Origin of the sequence: Vibrio sp. Y20_XG_PY13 (assembly GCF_024181925.1) — a bacterium.
GTDB lineage: Bacteria > Pseudomonadota > Gammaproteobacteria > Enterobacterales > Vibrionaceae > Vibrio > Vibrio parahaemolyticus.
The window spans coordinates 458,886-475,398 of sequence record NZ_JAMZAL010000001.1 but is presented as its reverse complement, the minus strand read 5'-3'; the positions used below and the strand labels follow the sequence as shown (position 1 = coordinate 475,398).

Annotated in this window: 14 protein-coding genes; 5 read left to right on the top strand and 9 right to left on the bottom strand. The window is 45.6% G+C overall.

The features are described from left to right. Positions 1–241: 241 nt before the first annotated feature. Positions 242–1,222 carry a catabolite repressor/activator gene (gene cra, locus NL646_RS02105; RefSeq protein WP_025505589.1) on the top strand — a complete coding sequence of 327 codons (981 nt, stop codon included), beginning with the start codon at positions 242–244 and terminating at the stop codon, positions 1,220–1,222. A 7-nt stretch (positions 1,223–1,229) separates the two neighbouring features. Here the strand turns inward: cra and NL646_RS02100 are convergent, their stop codons facing one another. Next, on the bottom strand, positions 1,230–2,183 hold the full coding sequence (locus NL646_RS02100; protein WP_253663776.1) for an endonuclease/exonuclease/phosphatase family protein: 954 nt from the start codon (positions 2,181–2,183) through the stop codon (positions 1,230–1,232). A gap of 226 nt (positions 2,184–2,409) precedes the next feature. On the opposite strand from NL646_RS02100, the gene NL646_RS02095 reads away from it, so the two are divergent. Beyond that, positions 2,410–2,949, top strand: a complete 540-nt coding sequence (locus NL646_RS02095; protein WP_005454291.1) for an RNA-binding S4 domain-containing protein — start codon at positions 2,410–2,412, stop codon at positions 2,947–2,949. A gap of 126 nt (positions 2,950–3,075) precedes the next feature. On the opposite strand, the gene NL646_RS02090 is transcribed toward NL646_RS02095, so the two are convergent. From NL646_RS02090 to NL646_RS02060, 7 genes are all read right to left on the bottom strand, one after another. Continuing rightward, positions 3,076–3,894, bottom strand: coding sequence for an EAL domain-containing protein (locus NL646_RS02090; protein WP_005454118.1), 819 nt, complete (start codon positions 3,892–3,894; stop codon positions 3,076–3,078). A 92-nt stretch (positions 3,895–3,986) separates the two neighbouring features. Continuing rightward, positions 3,987–4,907, bottom strand: coding sequence for an amino acid ABC transporter permease (locus NL646_RS02085; RefSeq protein WP_025611373.1), 921 nt, complete (start codon positions 4,905–4,907; stop codon positions 3,987–3,989). 81 nt (positions 4,908–4,988) lie between these two features. Continuing rightward, positions 4,989–5,807 (bottom strand): transporter substrate-binding domain-containing protein, encoded by an 819-nt coding sequence (locus NL646_RS02080; protein WP_005498752.1) that lies wholly within the window; start codon positions 5,805–5,807, stop codon positions 4,989–4,991. Between the two features lie 9 nt (positions 5,808–5,816). Next, a complete protein-coding gene (locus NL646_RS02075; protein WP_253663775.1) occupies positions 5,817–6,614 on the bottom strand; it encodes an amino acid ABC transporter permease in 798 nt (265 codons plus the stop codon). After that, a complete protein-coding gene (locus tag NL646_RS02070) occupies positions 6,614–7,348 on the bottom strand; it encodes an amino acid ABC transporter ATP-binding protein (RefSeq protein WP_253663774.1) in 735 nt (244 codons plus the stop codon). The genes NL646_RS02075 and NL646_RS02070 overlap by 1 nt, the downstream gene beginning before the upstream one ends. A gap of 209 nt (positions 7,349–7,557) precedes the next feature. Next, the gene (pyk, locus tag NL646_RS02065; protein WP_025520728.1) at positions 7,558–9,036 is read right to left on the bottom strand and encodes a pyruvate kinase; all 1,479 of its coding nucleotides are present in this window, start codon (positions 9,034–9,036) and stop codon (positions 7,558–7,560) included. Positions 9,037–9,171: 135 nt separating this feature from the next. After that, positions 9,172–10,551 (bottom strand): MFS transporter, encoded by a 1,380-nt coding sequence (locus NL646_RS02060; RefSeq protein ID WP_005397635.1) that lies wholly within the window; start codon positions 10,549–10,551, stop codon positions 9,172–9,174. A gap of 287 nt (positions 10,552–10,838) precedes the next feature. Here NL646_RS02060 and NL646_RS02055 point away from each other — a divergent pair, with 287 nt between their 5' ends. The 3 genes from NL646_RS02055 to NL646_RS02045 are packed head-to-tail and all read left to right on the top strand — an operon-like array spanning position 10,839 to position 15,737. Further along, positions 10,839–12,125 carry an ABC transporter substrate-binding protein gene (locus NL646_RS02055; RefSeq protein ID WP_021454501.1) on the top strand — a complete coding sequence of 429 codons (1,287 nt, stop codon included), beginning with the start codon at positions 10,839–10,841 and terminating at the stop codon, positions 12,123–12,125. After that, positions 12,125–14,479: an ATP-binding protein gene (locus NL646_RS02050; protein WP_253663773.1), complete on the top strand. Its 2,355-nt coding sequence runs from the start codon at positions 12,125–12,127 to the stop codon at positions 14,477–14,479. The genes NL646_RS02055 and NL646_RS02050 overlap by 1 nt, the downstream gene beginning before the upstream one ends. Continuing rightward, positions 14,469–15,737, top strand: coding sequence for a sigma-54 dependent transcriptional regulator (locus NL646_RS02045; RefSeq protein ID WP_253663772.1), 1,269 nt, complete (start codon positions 14,469–14,471; stop codon positions 15,735–15,737). Before NL646_RS02050 ends, NL646_RS02045 begins: the two co-directional genes overlap by 11 nt. An 89-nt stretch (positions 15,738–15,826) precedes the next feature. Here the strand turns inward: NL646_RS02045 and NL646_RS02040 are convergent, their stop codons facing one another. Then, positions 15,827–16,483, bottom strand: a complete 657-nt coding sequence (locus tag NL646_RS02040) for a lysoplasmalogenase (protein WP_253663771.1) — start codon at positions 16,481–16,483, stop codon at positions 15,827–15,829. Positions 16,484–16,513 lie beyond the last annotated feature (30 nt).

Below are 16,513 nucleotides of genomic sequence, written 5' to 3'. Positions count from 1 at the left end.
AATTTTTTAAAAGACTTAGCAAAATGTTTTAAAAATCTGACGCTAAACACCCCTTGAGCTGTATTGCTTAAAGCCTAGACGAAGACTTACTGCATTGCCGGATTTTGGTGATTTTCGTCAATTTTTAGATTTTGCTGAATCCTTTCAGCTTTTATACTGAATCGGTTCAGCTTATAATTCAACTTATCGTAAGATCGTTGATGTATTAATATGATCGCGCGCACAGAATAGGGTTGAGAATATGACACTGGATGAAATAGCCAAATTGGCAGGGGTTTCAAAGACAACTGCAAGCTATGTAATTAACGGAAAAGCGCAGAAATACCGCATCAGCGAAAAGACGCAAAAGAAAGTGATGGCGGTTGTCGACGAGTACAATTACAAGCCGGATCATGCCGCTTCTTCGTTGCGTGCCGGTAACTCGCGTTCGTTTGGACTTATCATCCCAGACTTGGAGAACACCAGTTACGCACGCCTTGCAAAACTGATTGAACAAAACTCGCGTAAGGCGGGTTATCAAATTCTAATTGGCTGCTCAGATGATGATCCGGAAACGGAGAAAAAGGTTGCTGAAGCGCTAATCAGCCGCCGAATTGACGCGCTATTTGTCGCAAGTGGTATGCCATCGGCTAATGAGTATTATCTCAAGTTACAAAACTCGGGCACTCCGGTTATAGCACTTGACCGTCCAATGGATGATGAGCATTTTTGTTGCGTTATCAGTGAAGATTTTGATGCTGCTTTTGAGCTTACAGAATCGGTACTGTCACCAGAGATCAAAACCATTGGTTTGATTGGTGCGTTGCAAGATTTGCAAGTGTCGAAAGAGCGCGAACTGGGTTTTCGGTCTGCCTGCCAAAAAGACGATACGGCAATGACCGTCGGTTACGGTTTGCACTTCTCTCGTGAGGAGGGAAAAAAGGTACTGGATAAATGGGTTCAAGCAGGCAGTTTGCCTGATGCGATCGTGACGACTTCCTACACGTTGCTTGAAGGCGTCCTGGACGTGATGCTTGAAAAGCCGGAACTCATGAGTCAAGTTCGTCTGGCGACATTTGGTGATAATCGACTGCTGGACTTCTTACCAGTGAAAATCAACTCTCTGCCTCAGCAATTTGAGTTGATTGCTGATAGCGCGATGGAGTTGGCACTGAATGCCTCGGCCAAACGTTACAAGCCAGGTGTGGAGCTTATTCCTCGCAAAATTGTTAAACGACAATAGTCAACACTTACAATTTCACTTCGACCGTCAGCGACACAAACGCGTGATCGCTGGCGTTTTTGTCTTTCTCATAGGATGGGTTAATCAAGTGTTGTTCTAACACTTGATAATCAATCACTTCCGCTACCGATACATCCGAATGTGTATCAAACTCTTGAGAAAGCAGGATGTAATCCAGCACGTTCCCCGTAGAAAAGTGGTAGTGAGTCGCAGGGCGCACTTCAAGAGACGAGCCCGTTTGCAGATTCCAACCATCCTTTAGTTGTAATTCGGTGACGCTGTCACTAAAGGTTTCGGTAAGCACGTTATTAACGCTTTCTTTTGAGATGGGCTGGTTCATATCACCCATTAACACGGTCGGTATAGGATGTGCTCGATATTGTGCCTGCATCGCGTCTCGCAACATGGCCGCTTCCCAACCGCGTTGCTGTGTAGACAACCAACGAGCCATTACGCGACTTGATGGTTCTGGCGTTTCGGTATCCGCAGGGCGTTGAGATTTGAGGTGAGTGACATATATGGCAATGTGACCAAGGACTGGGTGAACGACTTGCGCATAAATCGGCTTGCGACTGAAATCGGGTGCTTCATTTACCCCAAATGGCGTGAGTGAGTTTGAATCGAACTCTACGCGTTTTACATCCTCAATAGGAAAGCGAGACGCAATCGCGACGACGGGGCGAGAATAAATATACTCGTCTTCTATTTTTGGGGTATCGACCGTTGCGAAATACGGAAAGCCAAGTGACAAAAAGTACGCTCGGGTTTCTTCGATACTGAACACCTCTTGCAGACCGATAATGTCCGGTTCGAGCTTTTCTAATTGGTTTTGCGTCCAAGCAAGTTTGTCTCGCCACTGCTCTTGGGAATAAATATTCTCGAAGTCGTAGTAGGCGTTCGGCGGTGCGACAAAATTAAACAAGTTAGCCGTACCAAAGGTAATTCTGCTTGGTCGAGACAAAGTATTCGCTCTTTTTAACAATAACCTGGAGAGTATATACCTTCGGATTATGGAATTGCAGCCTCGTTTGAAGTTGGCATTGACGTAACAGCTTGCGAATGGTCAGTTAAATAGGTCAAGACGTGCTCAAAAGCCACAAAGAACCTGCGATAGAGCATTGGCTGAGGTTTCTATTTTGGGGCATTGCGTTTAAACTTCAGAGCATCAAATATGAAGAGTAAATAACATGACCCAAGATTACGACCACGAAGAGTATTTAGAAGGCGACGAGATTGAAATCGAAGCGATTGGCATTGATGTTGATGCGCATCCTATCGAACTGTATAAGCTTTTTAAAATCGCAAACTTGGTCAGTGGTGGTGGCGAAGCAAAACATATCATCGAAGAAGGTTATGTTGCGGTGAATGGCGAGCTAGAAACACGTAAACGACGCAAAATGTACGATGGTGACTTTTTTGAGTTTAACCAAGAATACTATGTGGTGGTTTGTGACGCGCCAGTGACAGAACCAGAAACGGCAGAACAAAAAGCGGAAAAGAAAGCGAAGAAAGAAGCGCAATCTACTCGTAAAGAGAAGTCTCGCCAAAGCAAGCCGCCTAAAGCGAAAGGCACAGGACCTAAATCAACGGGTCGTAAAGCGGCACATAAAGAGCGCAAAGCACAAAAAGAAGCACTGTCTCAATCTGCTAAGAAAGGCAAGAAAGAAGACAAACCACAAGCAACGCGTGACCCGAAGAGTGGACGTAACTCTATCGACTTCTTCTAAGCGATAGAATCATATAAGCGATTGAATCTTAGCGTTCAAACCCATACATACAAAAAGCGCCGACATGTGTTCAGCGCTTTTTTGTTGGGATAGTTTGTGTGGCTTATGCGGCATGACGAGATAAGCTTAATGCACCGTGCATTGGCAGGTTGCGTATTCTGTCCAGTGATGAATTGCACTTGGTTTACCGAGATAAAACCCTTGATAATAATCGAGTTCCAGTTGACGCATGGCTTGCAGCTGGTTGTTCTCTTCAACCCCTTCGATAATCACTTTGGCCCCCATGTTTGCCGCTAGATCTACCGCACTTCGAATGGAAAAGGTATCACCAGCGCAATAATCGAGTAGATAAGAGCGATCAATTTTAATTATGTCAGGACAAAGCTGCTGAACTCGGGCAATGTCGGAATGTTGCGCGCCAAAATCATCGATGGCAAAGATAAAGCCATTCGCTCTCATTAACTGTACGGCTTTAATCAGTAAATCAGTATCACCGCAGGATTCTTCTACAACCTCAAACACCACATCAGACGGGGTCATCCCCAAATCAGCAAGACGTTTGTAAAGCAAGCCGTTGTCTTTAAAGCCCATGTCTTTGGTGAGCGTGAGTAGGGTTTGAGGCATAACATTGAGAAAGAGCTTAATCGGCGTTCCGGCAAAGTGACGAGCGAAGTTTCTGATGTGCATGGCTCGGGATAAAAATTCAACACATAAGCGAAAGTAAGGGTCGATACTTGCGTTGGAGAGAAAAATGTCTGGGCGAATTTGAACGCCGTCTGCGCCATGAATACGAAGGAGGGCTTCCATTCCAATAACGCGTTGGTGCTTATCAAAAATCGGCTGATAAACACTGTGAAAAGTGAATTGGTTGATGACTACGTAATATTCCCCAAGACCGTCCTGTCTTATGTACTGTTCGTAGTCAGACTGTTTCTTTAACTCCATGAAAAACGCCGAGAATTTAGCATTGAGTCAATGTAACAGGATGCAGTTCCAATTTGAAGAATCAAATGTGTCTAATTGCATGTGCTATTGAGTTAATTTGAAATAGATTCCGATTTTTTCTCAATATATCGAAAAATAAGTGACAGACCGAAACAAATCAAGAAGTAAGAAAAGCCAACAATCAGCCAAATTTCAAAGATATATCCTGATGAATTTGCCATCTCTGTCCCAACGAAAGTCATTTCTTGTATAGAAATTAGCGAAACGATGGAGGTGTCTTTCACCAAAGAGATGGTTTGACCGGCAAGTGCAGGTGTTATTGCTTTAAGTACCTGTGGTGCGATAACGAATCGGTATTTCACCCACCGAGACAAGCCCAATGAATCCGCCGCTTCCCACTGACCTTGGTCGATACTTTGTAAACCTGCGCGCACAACTTCTGCTATGTATGCAGAAGAGAGTAAGCCGACGCATAACACACCAGAGGCAAGATTTTCCCAAAGGTTAGAAGGTCCAAAAAGAAAGCTCTGTAGCGCATTTGGTTCACCGTTGTAGTTTCGTAGAAGATCTTCCAAACCGAGTAACGGGATCAATTGGTTAGAAATGAAAAAGTAGAAAATAAAAACAAAAACCAACGGTGGGATGTTTCTTACCAACTGAATAAACGCGTTGGCAGGTGTACGCAACCAAACAGAGCGAGAGAAGCGGGCTAAGCCTAACAAAGTGCCAAGCACTAATGCGAAACTGATGCCCCAAATACTGAGCCTTAACGTCGAAATCAAACTTTGGAAGAAGTAGGGCAAACCACCGTCGGATCTTGGTGTGAAAAGTAGTTCAAACGCCTCTTTCCACTGCCACAAATAATGCACACCAACGTTGGAACGATGGTACAGCCAAACACCACCAATACCACAGATAATAAGCAGTACCCAATCGAGCGTGTTTAACCGAACTAGAAAGGAACCTGTGTTGGCCTTTGTGGGTGCTGTGCGAGTGGTGGTTTGTTCGCCCAAAAATTTAACTCCAATAGATGATGGAAAAGTAAAATGGATGATCCAAAAGTATAGGCTCGCGAAGACCACGAGCCATTCAGATTACTGGCCTTGCGCGACTTGGTCTTGCCAATCTAATGTCGAGAACCAGTATTCATAACGCTGTTTTAACCATCCATCTTGGGTTCTTTCTTCAATCCATTTATTGAAAAAGGCTTTTTTATCTTCCTCCCCTAAGCGAACCGCAAAGGCTTCGTTACCTTTTGATAGTCGCTCAGAGAATGGAAGGAATAGCTTGTCGCTGTGTTTCACTGTCTCATGTTCTGGTTTTGGGCTAGAAGCAATGACCGCGTGGGCGTTACCATTCAGCACCTCTTGGAAGGCTTGCGCGTCGTCATCAAATTGCAGAATCTTCGCTTTCGGGAAGGTTTCTCTGGCTACTTGAACGGTGAATGCGCCGCGACGAGCCGCAATTTTTACGCGTCGTGAGTCAAAATCGGAGAATTCGCTAAAACCTGAAGCAAGCTCTTTGTTCGCTGCCACTTGAACTCCAGAGTGCGAGTAGGGCTCAGTAAACAACACGCTTTTGGAACGCTCGGGCGTGACCGACATGCCACCGATAATCACGTCGAACTTTTTCGCCAGTAGTGCGGGAATAATGCCATCCCATGCAGTCGGTACAAATTCCACTTTCAAACCTGAATCTTGTGCTAAGCGTTTGGCCACATCGATTTCAAAACCGATTAACTCACCTTGCTTGTTGCGCATTGCCCAAGGTACAAATGTTGACATACCAACGCGCAAAGTGCCTCGTTCTTTGATTTGATCTACATTGGGAGTGGGAACGTCTTCTTTCGCGATAGTAGGCATAGCGATGGCTAGCCCTAATAATGCAGTAATGGTCGCTTTGAATAACTTCATGTTATCTCCTTATAATTTGCGCCAACTGGCTCCGAGTTTGTGTTCTAGCCATGCAGACAAGCCAGAAAGTGATAGAGTGAGAGCAAGATAAATTGCTGCCACGGTAAACCAAATTTCGAACGGCATCGCCGTCTCAGAGACGATGTTGCGTGCCTGTGTTGTTAAATCAAAAATCGCCATCACGCTTACAATGGAAGAGTTTTTGATCAAAGAAACCACTTCATTGGTCAATGGCGGTAATGTGCGCTGTAAAACCTGAGGCAAAATAACGTCTTTGTAAGTGTAAAACGGTGATAACCCGAGTGTTTGTGCTGCTTCGAATTGCCCTTTAGGAATACTGTTTAAACCTGCGCGAAATATTTCCGCAGTGTAGGCACCTTGGAAAAAGGACAATGCCAAAACGGCGGTACTGAATCGGTCCAAACCAATCACGGGGCCAAACACGAAGTAGAGCAAATAGATTTGCACCAACAACGGCGTGTTACGTATTACCTCGACATAAGTGGTGCCAATAACATTGCCGACTTTCGAATCGCTAAGCCTTAGTAACGCGGTGACCAACCCCAACACTAAGGTGAAGAATAGACTAATACCCGAGATGTTTAGCGTGACCAATAACCCATCGATAAGTTCTGCTGGCCACCATTCGCCATCTTCATAAAAAGCGATGTAATCAGGCACGCGTTCCCATTGCCATTGATAGCCCATAGCATCGGCACCAGAGTCCAACACCCACACAATCGCGATGAAGAGGAGCGTCATTTGCAGTAAAGCTTGAAACACAGGTTTGATTACGCGAACTATCATCAGTAACTTAAAATTTGGTTCAAAAATGCTTGGGTTCGTGGATGCTGTGGTGTTTCAAATAAGGCGATCGGTGAGTTCATTTCCACGATTTGGCCTTCATCCATAAATACCACGCGGTTCGCTACTTTTTTGGCAAATCCCATTTCGTGCGTGACGCAAATCATCGTCATTCCACTTTGAGCCAGTTCAACCATGACATCCAACACTTCGTTGATCATTTCCGGGTCAAGCGCCGAAGTCGGTTCGTCAAAAAGGAGTAAGTCCGGTTCCATACATAAGGAACGGGCAATCGCGACGCGCTGCTGCTGACCGCCGGAAAGCTGGATGGGGTATTTGCTCGCTTGTTCTTCAATATTGACGCGCTTGAGGTAATGTCGTGCGCGTTTTTCAGCTTCTTGTTTTGACAATTTGAGTGTGCGAATCGGCGCTAAGGTAAGGTTTTCCAGTGCAGTCAAATGAGGAAAAAGGTGGAAGTGCTGGAACACCATGCCGATTTTACCGGGTTTGAGGGATTTTGCATGAGAAGGCTGGTCGAACACATGAAGTTGGCCTTCTTGAATCGATTCAAGATGGTTGATGCAACGAATGAGCGTTGATTTTCCTGAACCAGAAGGGCCACACACCACGACGATCTCGCCAGAATGTACGGAGAAGTTGATATCTTTTAGAGCGTGGTAATCGCCATACCACTTGTTTACGTTGCTAAATTCGACGACGGGAGTGTTCTCTTTCAAAGGGGCACGCTTTTAGGGATAACAATCGCTCTACAATAACAAGTTGTGAATGTGATTTCATTAAGTTAACGCTCATATTCCAAGAGTCAGCGAATGGTTGGTTATATCGTGCGCAATAAAAAGGACCTGCCATTTGGCAGGTCAAGTCCCTGTGGAGCAAGTTATGGGGGAGAAATTCAAGGTCGATCTTGAATAAGGGGGAGGTAAACCTAAGCTGCGATTTCTTCCGCTGGCTTCATGTGAGAAGACACATTCAAGCTCAGCAAGCGACACGCGTTGATTTCACCCATGCCTTCGATGGAATCGAGTTGGGTCATCAAAATGGAGGAAATATGTGCTTCGTTGGCCTTTTGACGTAAGCATTCCACTAACTGCGGCGCGAGATCGACGTGGCTTTCTGCTGCTTTGAAATACAAAGGTTCAACACCGCGTAGAATGGTCATTTGTGCAAGTAAAGCGGGGTTGTCGCTCAGAGCCCAAATCTTAGTTTTACTTTGGCAGCGAGACATCAACAGGGGTGTTTCACCATGTTGGGTTAAAATCGCAACGCCAAGATCTTGATGAACGCGAGAAGCCGAAATCATTGATGAAAGCGCGAAACTTTTGCCTGGGTTAGAACATAAGTGTTGCAGAGTATCCCAGCAGTCATGGTTGCATTCCAGCTCGTGCTCTGCACCTTGTGCGATGCGAACCATGGCTTCGACCGCTTCGATTGGGTATTTGCCCGCCGCCGATTCCGCCGACAGCATCACGGCGTCTGTTCCGTCGATAATCGCGTTTGCCACGTCTAACACTTCAGCGCGAGTTGGGAGAGGATTCTCGATCATCGATTCCAACATCTGGGTCGCGGTAATGACTGGCTTACCCCAATGTTTAGAACGATTGATCAATGATTTTTGCACCATTGGCAGTCGTGCGTCGCCAATCTCTACGCCTAAATCGCCGCGAGCAACCATAATGATGTCTGATGCTTTAATGACATCATCCATGGCTTCTTTGGTTTCAACTACTTCTGCGCGTTCTACCTTCGCGACAATCTTGGCGTGACAACCTGCTTTTTGCGCCAAGCTGCGAGCGTATTCGATATCTTGTGCATTGCGCGGGAAAGAAATGGCAAGGAAGTCGGCTCGAAGTTTAGCTGCGGTGTCGATGTCTTGAATGTCTTTCGCGGTAAGAGCCGGAGCGGAAAGCCCGCCACCTAACAAGTTAATGCCTTTACGGTTAGATAATTTACCGCTGTTCAATACTGTGGTTTTAATCCACTGCTCGTCACGGTGTACTTGGCTTACTTTTAGCTGAATGCGGCCATCATCTAGCAGCAGAATATCGTCTTCGTTCACGTCTTGAATCAGCTCTGGGTAATCAAGCCCAACCATTTCTTGGGTTCCAGATTGTGCGTCAAGTGTGCCGCTCAGGGTGAATACGTCGCCTTGATTGAGTAGAACTGCGCCATTTTCGAAGCAAGAAATACGAATCTTAGGGCCTTGTAAATCGACTAACACACCAACATAAGTGTCGAGTTCGGCCGCAATTTCACGAACTAAATTCGCGCGGGCAATGTGTTCTTGCGCCGTTCCGTGAGAAAAATTGAGTCTGACTACGTTCGCGCCTGCTCGAATCAACTTAGTTAGTGTTTCGCGGCTTTCACTTGCTGGGCCTAGCGTAGCCACAATTTTGGTTTTACACATTTGTCACCTCAATCGACACTTAAAAAGGAAAATAGAAATAGGGGGGGATTTTCTATCAATCTCGTAAGCACTCTTTGCAAAAGAACTTAAGACATTGGGGAAGTAAGCGGGAGTTGCCTCCCGCTTTAGTCAGGATTAGTGACTAGGGCGAGCTTCTAGCTCTTTTTCTTCAACTGGGTCGATATCAACCACTTTCTTCGCATTCCAAACTGTTAGAGCAAGAAGTAGAGAAATCACACCAGCAGCCAGCCAGAAATATTGCGCTTGAGAGAAGTCGTATTTAGTTACGCCATCAACCTCTGTGATTTTGATTAGAGAAGCTGACGCTAACTCTTGCCCAGAAGCGGCGATGTAAGAGAACAGGCCGATGAAGCCTTTCACTGCGCCAACTGCGTTCTTAGGCATCAAGTCACAAGCAGTTAGACCTGCAAGGAACACAACCAGACCACCGATAGCGAAACCGATCATACCTAGTGCTACTGCGTCAACGATGCGGTTATCTGGGCCGAAGAACATCAAGCACATGCCACCGATGTTCGCCAATCCGTAAAGTAGAGTCGGGATATGGCGGTTAGAGTTGAACACCTTGTCAGAGATGATGCCTGATAGGATTGCACCTGCTAGACCCGCGATAGGGTATGTAGACATTGCGAAGCCAGCGTCAATCAGTGAGTAACCTTTTGCTTCTTGTAGGTAAAGCACTGCCCAAGAAGACATCGCGTAGCGAGAGATGTACATCGCTGCACACGCTGCTGCAATTAGCCAAACGGTTGGTTGCTTCAGGATGAACATTTGAGCGCGACGAGTTGCTTGCGGATCGTTCTTTTTCTTGATCTCAGGTTCTTCGTCGAATGCTGTTGCTGAATCTGGCAAACCGTAAGTTTGTGGACGGTCCTTTAGGATGAAGAACATACAAATCGCTGCTGCAATCGCTGCAATACCCGCACCGATGAAACCTGCACGCCAACCGAAGTAGCTCACTAGAGACGCCGTTAGGATCCAAGTGATACCTTCACCGATGTTACGTGAGCCACCCCAGATAGAGTAACGGCTACCACGTTGTTTTGGTGAGAACCATTGGAACAGAGACACACAAGACGGTGCTGAACCAACAGATTGGAACCAGCCGTTTAGACCCCAAAGCAGAACAAAGAAGAATGCCGTGGTGTTCAAACCCATGAATACTGCGGTGATACCAGACAGTAGTAGAGAGAACGACATAAATCGGCCAATGTTGGCATAGTCAGAAAGGAAGCCGTTCGAGAACTTACCAAAAGCGTAAGTGAAGAAGAAAGCCGAACCCATGATACCGAGTTCTTCGATGGTTACGATGCCTGCATCCAGCATTGGTTTTTTAACAACACCTAAACTCATACGAACTACGTAGAAGACGGCGTAACCGAAAACCAAGCCTAAAAATACATGCCATTGGTAGCGTTTGAAACGCGCTTGCATTTCCTCTTTCGAGCCATCTGAAAGAGGGAGGTCAGGGCGTGTTTTAAAGAAATTAAACATCTTGCACTCCAAGTTTTAATCACAAATGTTTTGTTGCAGGGCTATCTTGAAGTGACAGATTGCACAGTACAAAGGCATGAATTTGAGACAGAATTGACCCATATTGATATTTAGGTTGAGTCAAAAACGGGAATTTAGAACGTTAGGCTGACACTTGTTACTGATAGAATATGCTTAGTTCTGGTTGAAGTGCGTCAATAGTGACTCAAACATACTCTGTAAGATTTTTTGACAATCTTTCATAGATTTGAGTTACCGCACACTATTTAAGGTTTTTGGTTAATTTGATGGCTGATTTCAAGCAATTTGGGCGTCGTTTACTTCTTGGTGCGGCGCTTTATGCACCACTCACAATGGCAGCAGAAAAAGAGTTGGTGATACTCACGACCTTCTCTCAAGCACCAATCACTGCTTTGGTGGATGACTTTACGCAGCACTATCCTGATGCTGAAGTCCGAGTGGTTCACCGACGCACTCAATCAAGCCTGCAATTGCTTAGCAAAAGCTACATGAAGGATATCGACTTGGTGTTGAGCTCGTCGCCGTTTCTGATGCAAGAGCTGTCTAATGAACATCGTTTGGCTGATATGTCGTCGCGTGTGCAAGTGCCGAAATGGTTGTCGCCTTATCTATTACCTAATAACGATCAAGTCGTGGCGTTTGGATACTCCGGCGCCGGGATTGTTTGGAACAAAGATTATTTGGCCGCGAACCATTTACCAGAACCGAAGCGTTTTCAAGATCTGACCAATCCGCTGTACTTTGGTCACGTCACTATGAGCACACCAAGCCGCTCCGGAACCACGCAATTGATGGTCGAGAGTGTGCTTAGTCAATATGGTTGGCAAGAGGGCTGGCGGATTTTACTCAATGTGGGTGCGAACCTCGCGACGATCTCTTCTCGCAGCTTTGGAGTGGCGGATTACATCGCCAAAGGTAAGTTTGGTATTGGGCCGACGATCGACAGCTACGCACTGATTGCGCAACGCAAGTTCGACTACGTTGGCTTTGCTTATGACCAAGACTTTACGCTGATGCCTACCTATATTGCACAAATCAATCGGGGCAAGAGTGATAAGTTGGCAGAGTCCTTTATTGCTCATTTGCTTTCGAAAGAAGTACAAGAACAGATGGAAAGCAGCACCTTCTCCAAAACAGCGCTTGACGATACGGCTCGATACGGTGGAGAAAATCCCGTTCTCGACCTAGAACAGGTAATGCCACGCGAAGCGTTAATCAACTTGATTTTTGATACCGCGATCACCAAGCGTCTTCCGGAGCTTCAAGATGCTTGGCTCTCGCTCATTAAATTGAATCGACTAGCCGACGGAAAACCAGAGAAACAACGTTCGCTACAAGCCATTGAAAAACAACTGTTTGAATTGCCACTGAGTAAAGCGCAAGTAACCGAAATTGCGCAAAAGCTGTCGACCATGGATAAAGACTCCGAAGTTGGCATGACGCACTACCAAGCGTTATTGGCAGAGTTTTCCCATGAATTAGGGCGTGCGATGTCGGAAAAATTGGACAACGTAAATCAGCAATTGGCTCAATGGCGAGGGAAAGAGAAGTAGTGTTATACCCGAAATACAAAACCATCGGTGCACGCTTAATTGCCGCTTTTGCTTGCAGCACGCTCTTGCTTACAGTGGTGTGTTTGGTCGCTTGGGCGACATGGAACAGCTTGGATAATCAGGTGCGCCTTTTGTTGGAAGATAGCGTACCTAAATATAACGCCAGCTATTTTCTCGAAAGTAAAACCAGTGAAATTAACCGCCGCGTAGAAGCGTTGCAAGCGGTAGACAACAAAGTACAGCTGACTGAACAAGCTATGCAGGTCAACGAGCAATTGGCTTCGATTTCGACCGTTCTGAAAAGCAATAAGATGAGCTCGGAGTTTTATCAATTGCTCGAATCGGAAGCTGGCCTTGCCTCTCTACTGGAAAAGTACGTGGATATGATTTCAACTCGCATCGATCAAACTCGCCGCGTCGACCAACTGATGGAGCAGATTAACTGGCTTCACCAAGATATTCGCTCTGAGCTCAAACCGGTTCGACAAGAAGTGCATTGGCAGATTGAGCGGGTAAACGATTCGAAAGAAATTCAAAACTTGCTGGTGCAATTGAGTACTTTGCAACGGGTCATCGATATTGAATCGGCGGTGTACGACATGGCGATTGATGTTGCTGGCGCATCAATGCCGGAGCAGGTCGATAATGGGATGAAGGTGATTCACTTTCGTTTGATGGATCTGCAAGAAAGCAGCACAACCTTAATGAATCAGCCAACCTCAATCGCTTACAAACAGTTATTGCAAGAACTTGTGGTTGTGTTGAGTCCAGAAGGCGCGTTCGATAAACAATTGATGTCATTAGTGACACTGAACGGCGATATTCAGAAAATACAAGAGCAAATCGCGCTCAGCATGGATGCCATTCATCAACAAATCGGTGAACTGGTTTCTACTGCGGACCAAACGTTCAAACAGGTGAAGAGTGAAACCGCCGAGCGCGTGTCTTACGGCAACCACGTTTTGATCGTCTGCTTTAGTTTGTCGATCATGACGAGTATGTTCTTGACGTATTACTTCATCAACCGCCGCATTGTGGCACGTTTGATAGGGTTAGGTGACAGTATTGATGCCATCATCAAAAACGACCTGAGCCATCCGGTTGTGGTGGACGGCAATGATGAGATCGGACGCTTGAGTGAAAAGCTCATCGAATATGGTGAAAAGGTACTGGAAATTCAACGAACTAACGCTTTGAGTCTGATCAACAACACAACGGCGAGTTTGATTACCAGTGACCTCAATGGCGTAGTGGAATCAGCAAACTTAAGTGCGCGTAAATTATTGAAACTTGGTGAGGTTAACGAAAGTTATCCGATTTGGGAGTACTTCCCAGAGAGCTGTCGAGATCAACTAAAAAAGGTATTCGACGGTTCTCATTTGTGGATTGAACTCGGCAAAATTCATGTGACATTGTCACTTGGAGACAAGAAACCAAAGTATGTGCGTTTCGATATTCGTCCTTTCGCTCATGGTGCTGAATACAAACTGATCATGACCATTACGGATGTCACTCATCAAGAAATGACCACGCGTACCTTGGAAAGTCGGGTGTTAGAAAAAACGCAAGATTTGCTACTGAAAAACCAACAGTTAGAAAACGAAATCGAAGAGCGCATTCGCACCGAAGACAATCTTAAAAAGACGCAAGATGAGTTGATTCAAGCTGCAAAAATGGCGGTTGTAGGGCAAACCATGACCAGTTTAGCGCATGAGCTTAATCAGCCATTAAACGCAATGTCGACGTATTTATACAGCGCGAGAATGTTCCTCGAACAGGAATCTCCAGAAAAGGTTGGTGAATCCATTACTCACATCGAAGGTTTGGCGACTCGGATGAGTAAGATCATCAACAGTTTGCGCCAATTCGCTCGCAAGCCAGAAGGTGAAAGAGAAGTGAAGTCTGTAAGTGTTCATGAGGTGGCGGAGCAAGCATCCACCATTGTGAACACGCGAGCGAAGCGTCAACAGATCATCATAGAAAACCAGTTACCTGATGATGTAAAAGTGCAAGGCGACATGTTGGCGCTAGAACAGGTCTTCATTAACGTCTTAGTAAACAGTTGTGATGCGTTGATGGAAAGCACAAGGGACGAACAAAAACGGATTCAAATGGCGCTGGTGGAACGAACCAACCAAACCACACTGATTGCAATCAGTGACAACGGCATTGGGTTTGGTGAAGAGATTGTGCAGCGGATTTTTCAGCCTTTTGTTTCGACAAAAGAAGTTGGTCTAGGGCTGGGGATGAATATTTGTAAGTCATTAATAGAAAAGCATAAAGGAAGTATCTACCTCGCTTCCTCATTAGAAAAAGGTGCGATGGTTGTGTTGGAGTTACCTAATGAGCAATAACCCATATTCAGTATTATTGGTCGATGATGATCAGGATGTTTTGGACTCTTATTCGTACTTGATGAACATATCATCAATCAAGTCAAAGGCCATTAACGACCCAACACAAGCGCTGCAATATGTCTCTCCAGAGTGGGCGGGCGTTGTTATTCTCGATATGTACATGCCGCAAATGCATGGATTAGAACTGCTTCGGATGATCAAAAACGTCGATGAGCGAATCCCTGTCATTGTGATCACTGGGCACGGCGATATTCCAATGGCGGTTGATGCAGTAAAGCAGGGCGCGTGTGAGTTTTTAGAAAAACCGATCAATCCTGCGGAGCTCCTAACACTAGTAAAACAGCAGCTTGAAAATCGAAGCAGCCAGGTGGAATTGCAGCTACAGGCGGAGAAATCTATTTCGCGCTCATTAATTGGTAAGTCTGCGCATATGGAGCAGATCCGCAAGCTTGTTGCCCAATACGCGTTACTGGACACGCACGTGGTGGTTTATGGTGAGTCGGGCACTGGGCGTCACAGCGTCGCGGGGTTAATTAAAGACATGATGTCTAAGAGTGAAGAAACGGAGTATGGCTCTTTTGCTCTCAGTGCAAACACAACAATGGATAGCATTGATGAGGCCATCGACAAACAGCAGTCGTGTTTACTTGTGTTAGAGAGCTTACCTGAACTGCCTGAAGAGGGGCAACGGCATCTGGCTCAATTATTACTGGCGCGAGAACGTTGTGGGAAAAAGAATCTGCGTGTTGTAACGATTTTTGACTCAGAACCGGAAGAGTACATCACCAAAAATCAATTGCTGCCGGAACTGTACTATCTACTCAACCAAGGCGTGGTTCACGTACCGCCATTGCGTCAGCGCCCTGACGACATCGTGACGATATTTCATTACTTCTTAAAACTGAGTTGTAAGAAATTAGGCAAAACATTGCCAAATGTCGACTCTAACTATCTTGCGCTACTGAGAGGCTATCCGTGGCCGGGCAACATCCGAGAGCTAAGAAACATCGCTGAGTTATACGCAATCGGAATTGTTAAATTAACGGGTAAAGAGCGCATCTACTCACAAAATGAGATTCAGCTTCCATTGGATGATTTGGTGGACGATTTTGAAAAGCAGCTCATAGAAGATGCGTTGTTTTTGCACTCCGGGCGAATTACGGATGCGGCAAACCATCTGCAAATACCGCGTAAAAAGCTGTATTTGAGAATGAAAAAGCACGGAATTGAAAAGGGCAATTACAAGTCGCGATAACAAAAAAGCGTTTGAGGTCTGCATCAGTAAGCTCAAACGCTTTTTCATCAAAACTCAGAGTGATGAGCAACCATCTTCGGCATAGAAAATTAACTGATCACCGTGAGATACGGATACCGGATCACGATGGCAATTACGGACATCGCCATTAAAGTTTGCGCGGAATAGTACGTGACCATCACCACTTGCCGAGAAAATACCGAGTAACCACCAAAGCGTTCAAAAGCCAGCACCGTGCCGGAAATGATGAAGATAAAGCTTCCTAACACCGCAAACGAAGACGACTGCGTTTTCCCACTTAGATAATACTCAATGGCCATCCAACACATGGTCATCAAAACCCAAATGTAGATCGCGACAGGGATTCTTTCTTTGCCGAGGTCAGGTCGAAACAGCCAGTAAAAGCAAATGCCGAGCCCAAACAAAGCAATAGGAAGCCAAGGAGTGAAATGCCATGCCGACATTAAGCTAAAGCCATAACTGTAGGACAAATGAGCAGAGCAAAATAGGCTTAGACCAATGATGAACTTATCTCGCGGTAACATCAGTAGTAAATCACCGAGTAGTGACAACGATAAACCCACTAATATCCACTGAGTGTAAGGAAGTTGACTCGCGGGAGAATTGAGCAAAATGCCATTCATCACTAGTACAGGCAATGGCTTTGATACGTAAAATAGCCATTTCGGCCCTTTACGGACACTTATGATGTGTATGAATGCTAATACAACGACAACTAGCCACATATATAAAGAACTCTCGAACAGACAAATGTG

Bases quoted from the DNA above. Each gene is read 5' to 3' on its own strand.
- cra (WP_025505589.1), top strand. From the start codon at position 242: ATGACACTGGATGAAATAGCCAAATTGGCAGGGGTTTCAAAGACAACT.
- NL646_RS02095 (WP_005454291.1), top strand. From the start codon at position 2,410: ATGACCCAAGATTACGACCACGAAGAGTATTTAGAAGGCGACGAGATT.
- NL646_RS02090 (WP_005454118.1), bottom strand. From the start codon at position 3,894: ATGGAGTTAAAGAAACAGTCTGACTACGAACAGTACATAAGACAGGAC.
- NL646_RS02080 (WP_005498752.1), bottom strand. From the start codon at position 5,807: ATGAAGTTATTCAAAGCGACCATTACTGCATTATTAGGGCTAGCCATC.
- NL646_RS02075 (WP_253663775.1), bottom strand. From the start codon at position 6,614: ATGATAGTTCGCGTAATCAAACCTGTGTTTCAAGCTTTACTGCAAATG.
- pyk (WP_025520728.1), bottom strand. From the start codon at position 9,036: ATGTGTAAAACCAAAATTGTGGCTACGCTAGGCCCAGCAAGTGAAAGC.
- NL646_RS02060 (WP_005397635.1), bottom strand. From the start codon at position 10,551: ATGTTTAATTTCTTTAAAACACGCCCTGACCTCCCTCTTTCAGATGGC.
- NL646_RS02055 (WP_021454501.1), top strand. From the start codon at position 10,839: ATGGCTGATTTCAAGCAATTTGGGCGTCGTTTACTTCTTGGTGCGGCG.
- NL646_RS02045 (WP_253663772.1), top strand. From the start codon at position 14,469: ATGAGCAATAACCCATATTCAGTATTATTGGTCGATGATGATCAGGAT.
- NL646_RS02040 (WP_253663771.1), bottom strand. From the start codon at position 16,483: ATGTGGCTAGTTGTCGTTGTATTAGCATTCATACACATCATAAGTGTC.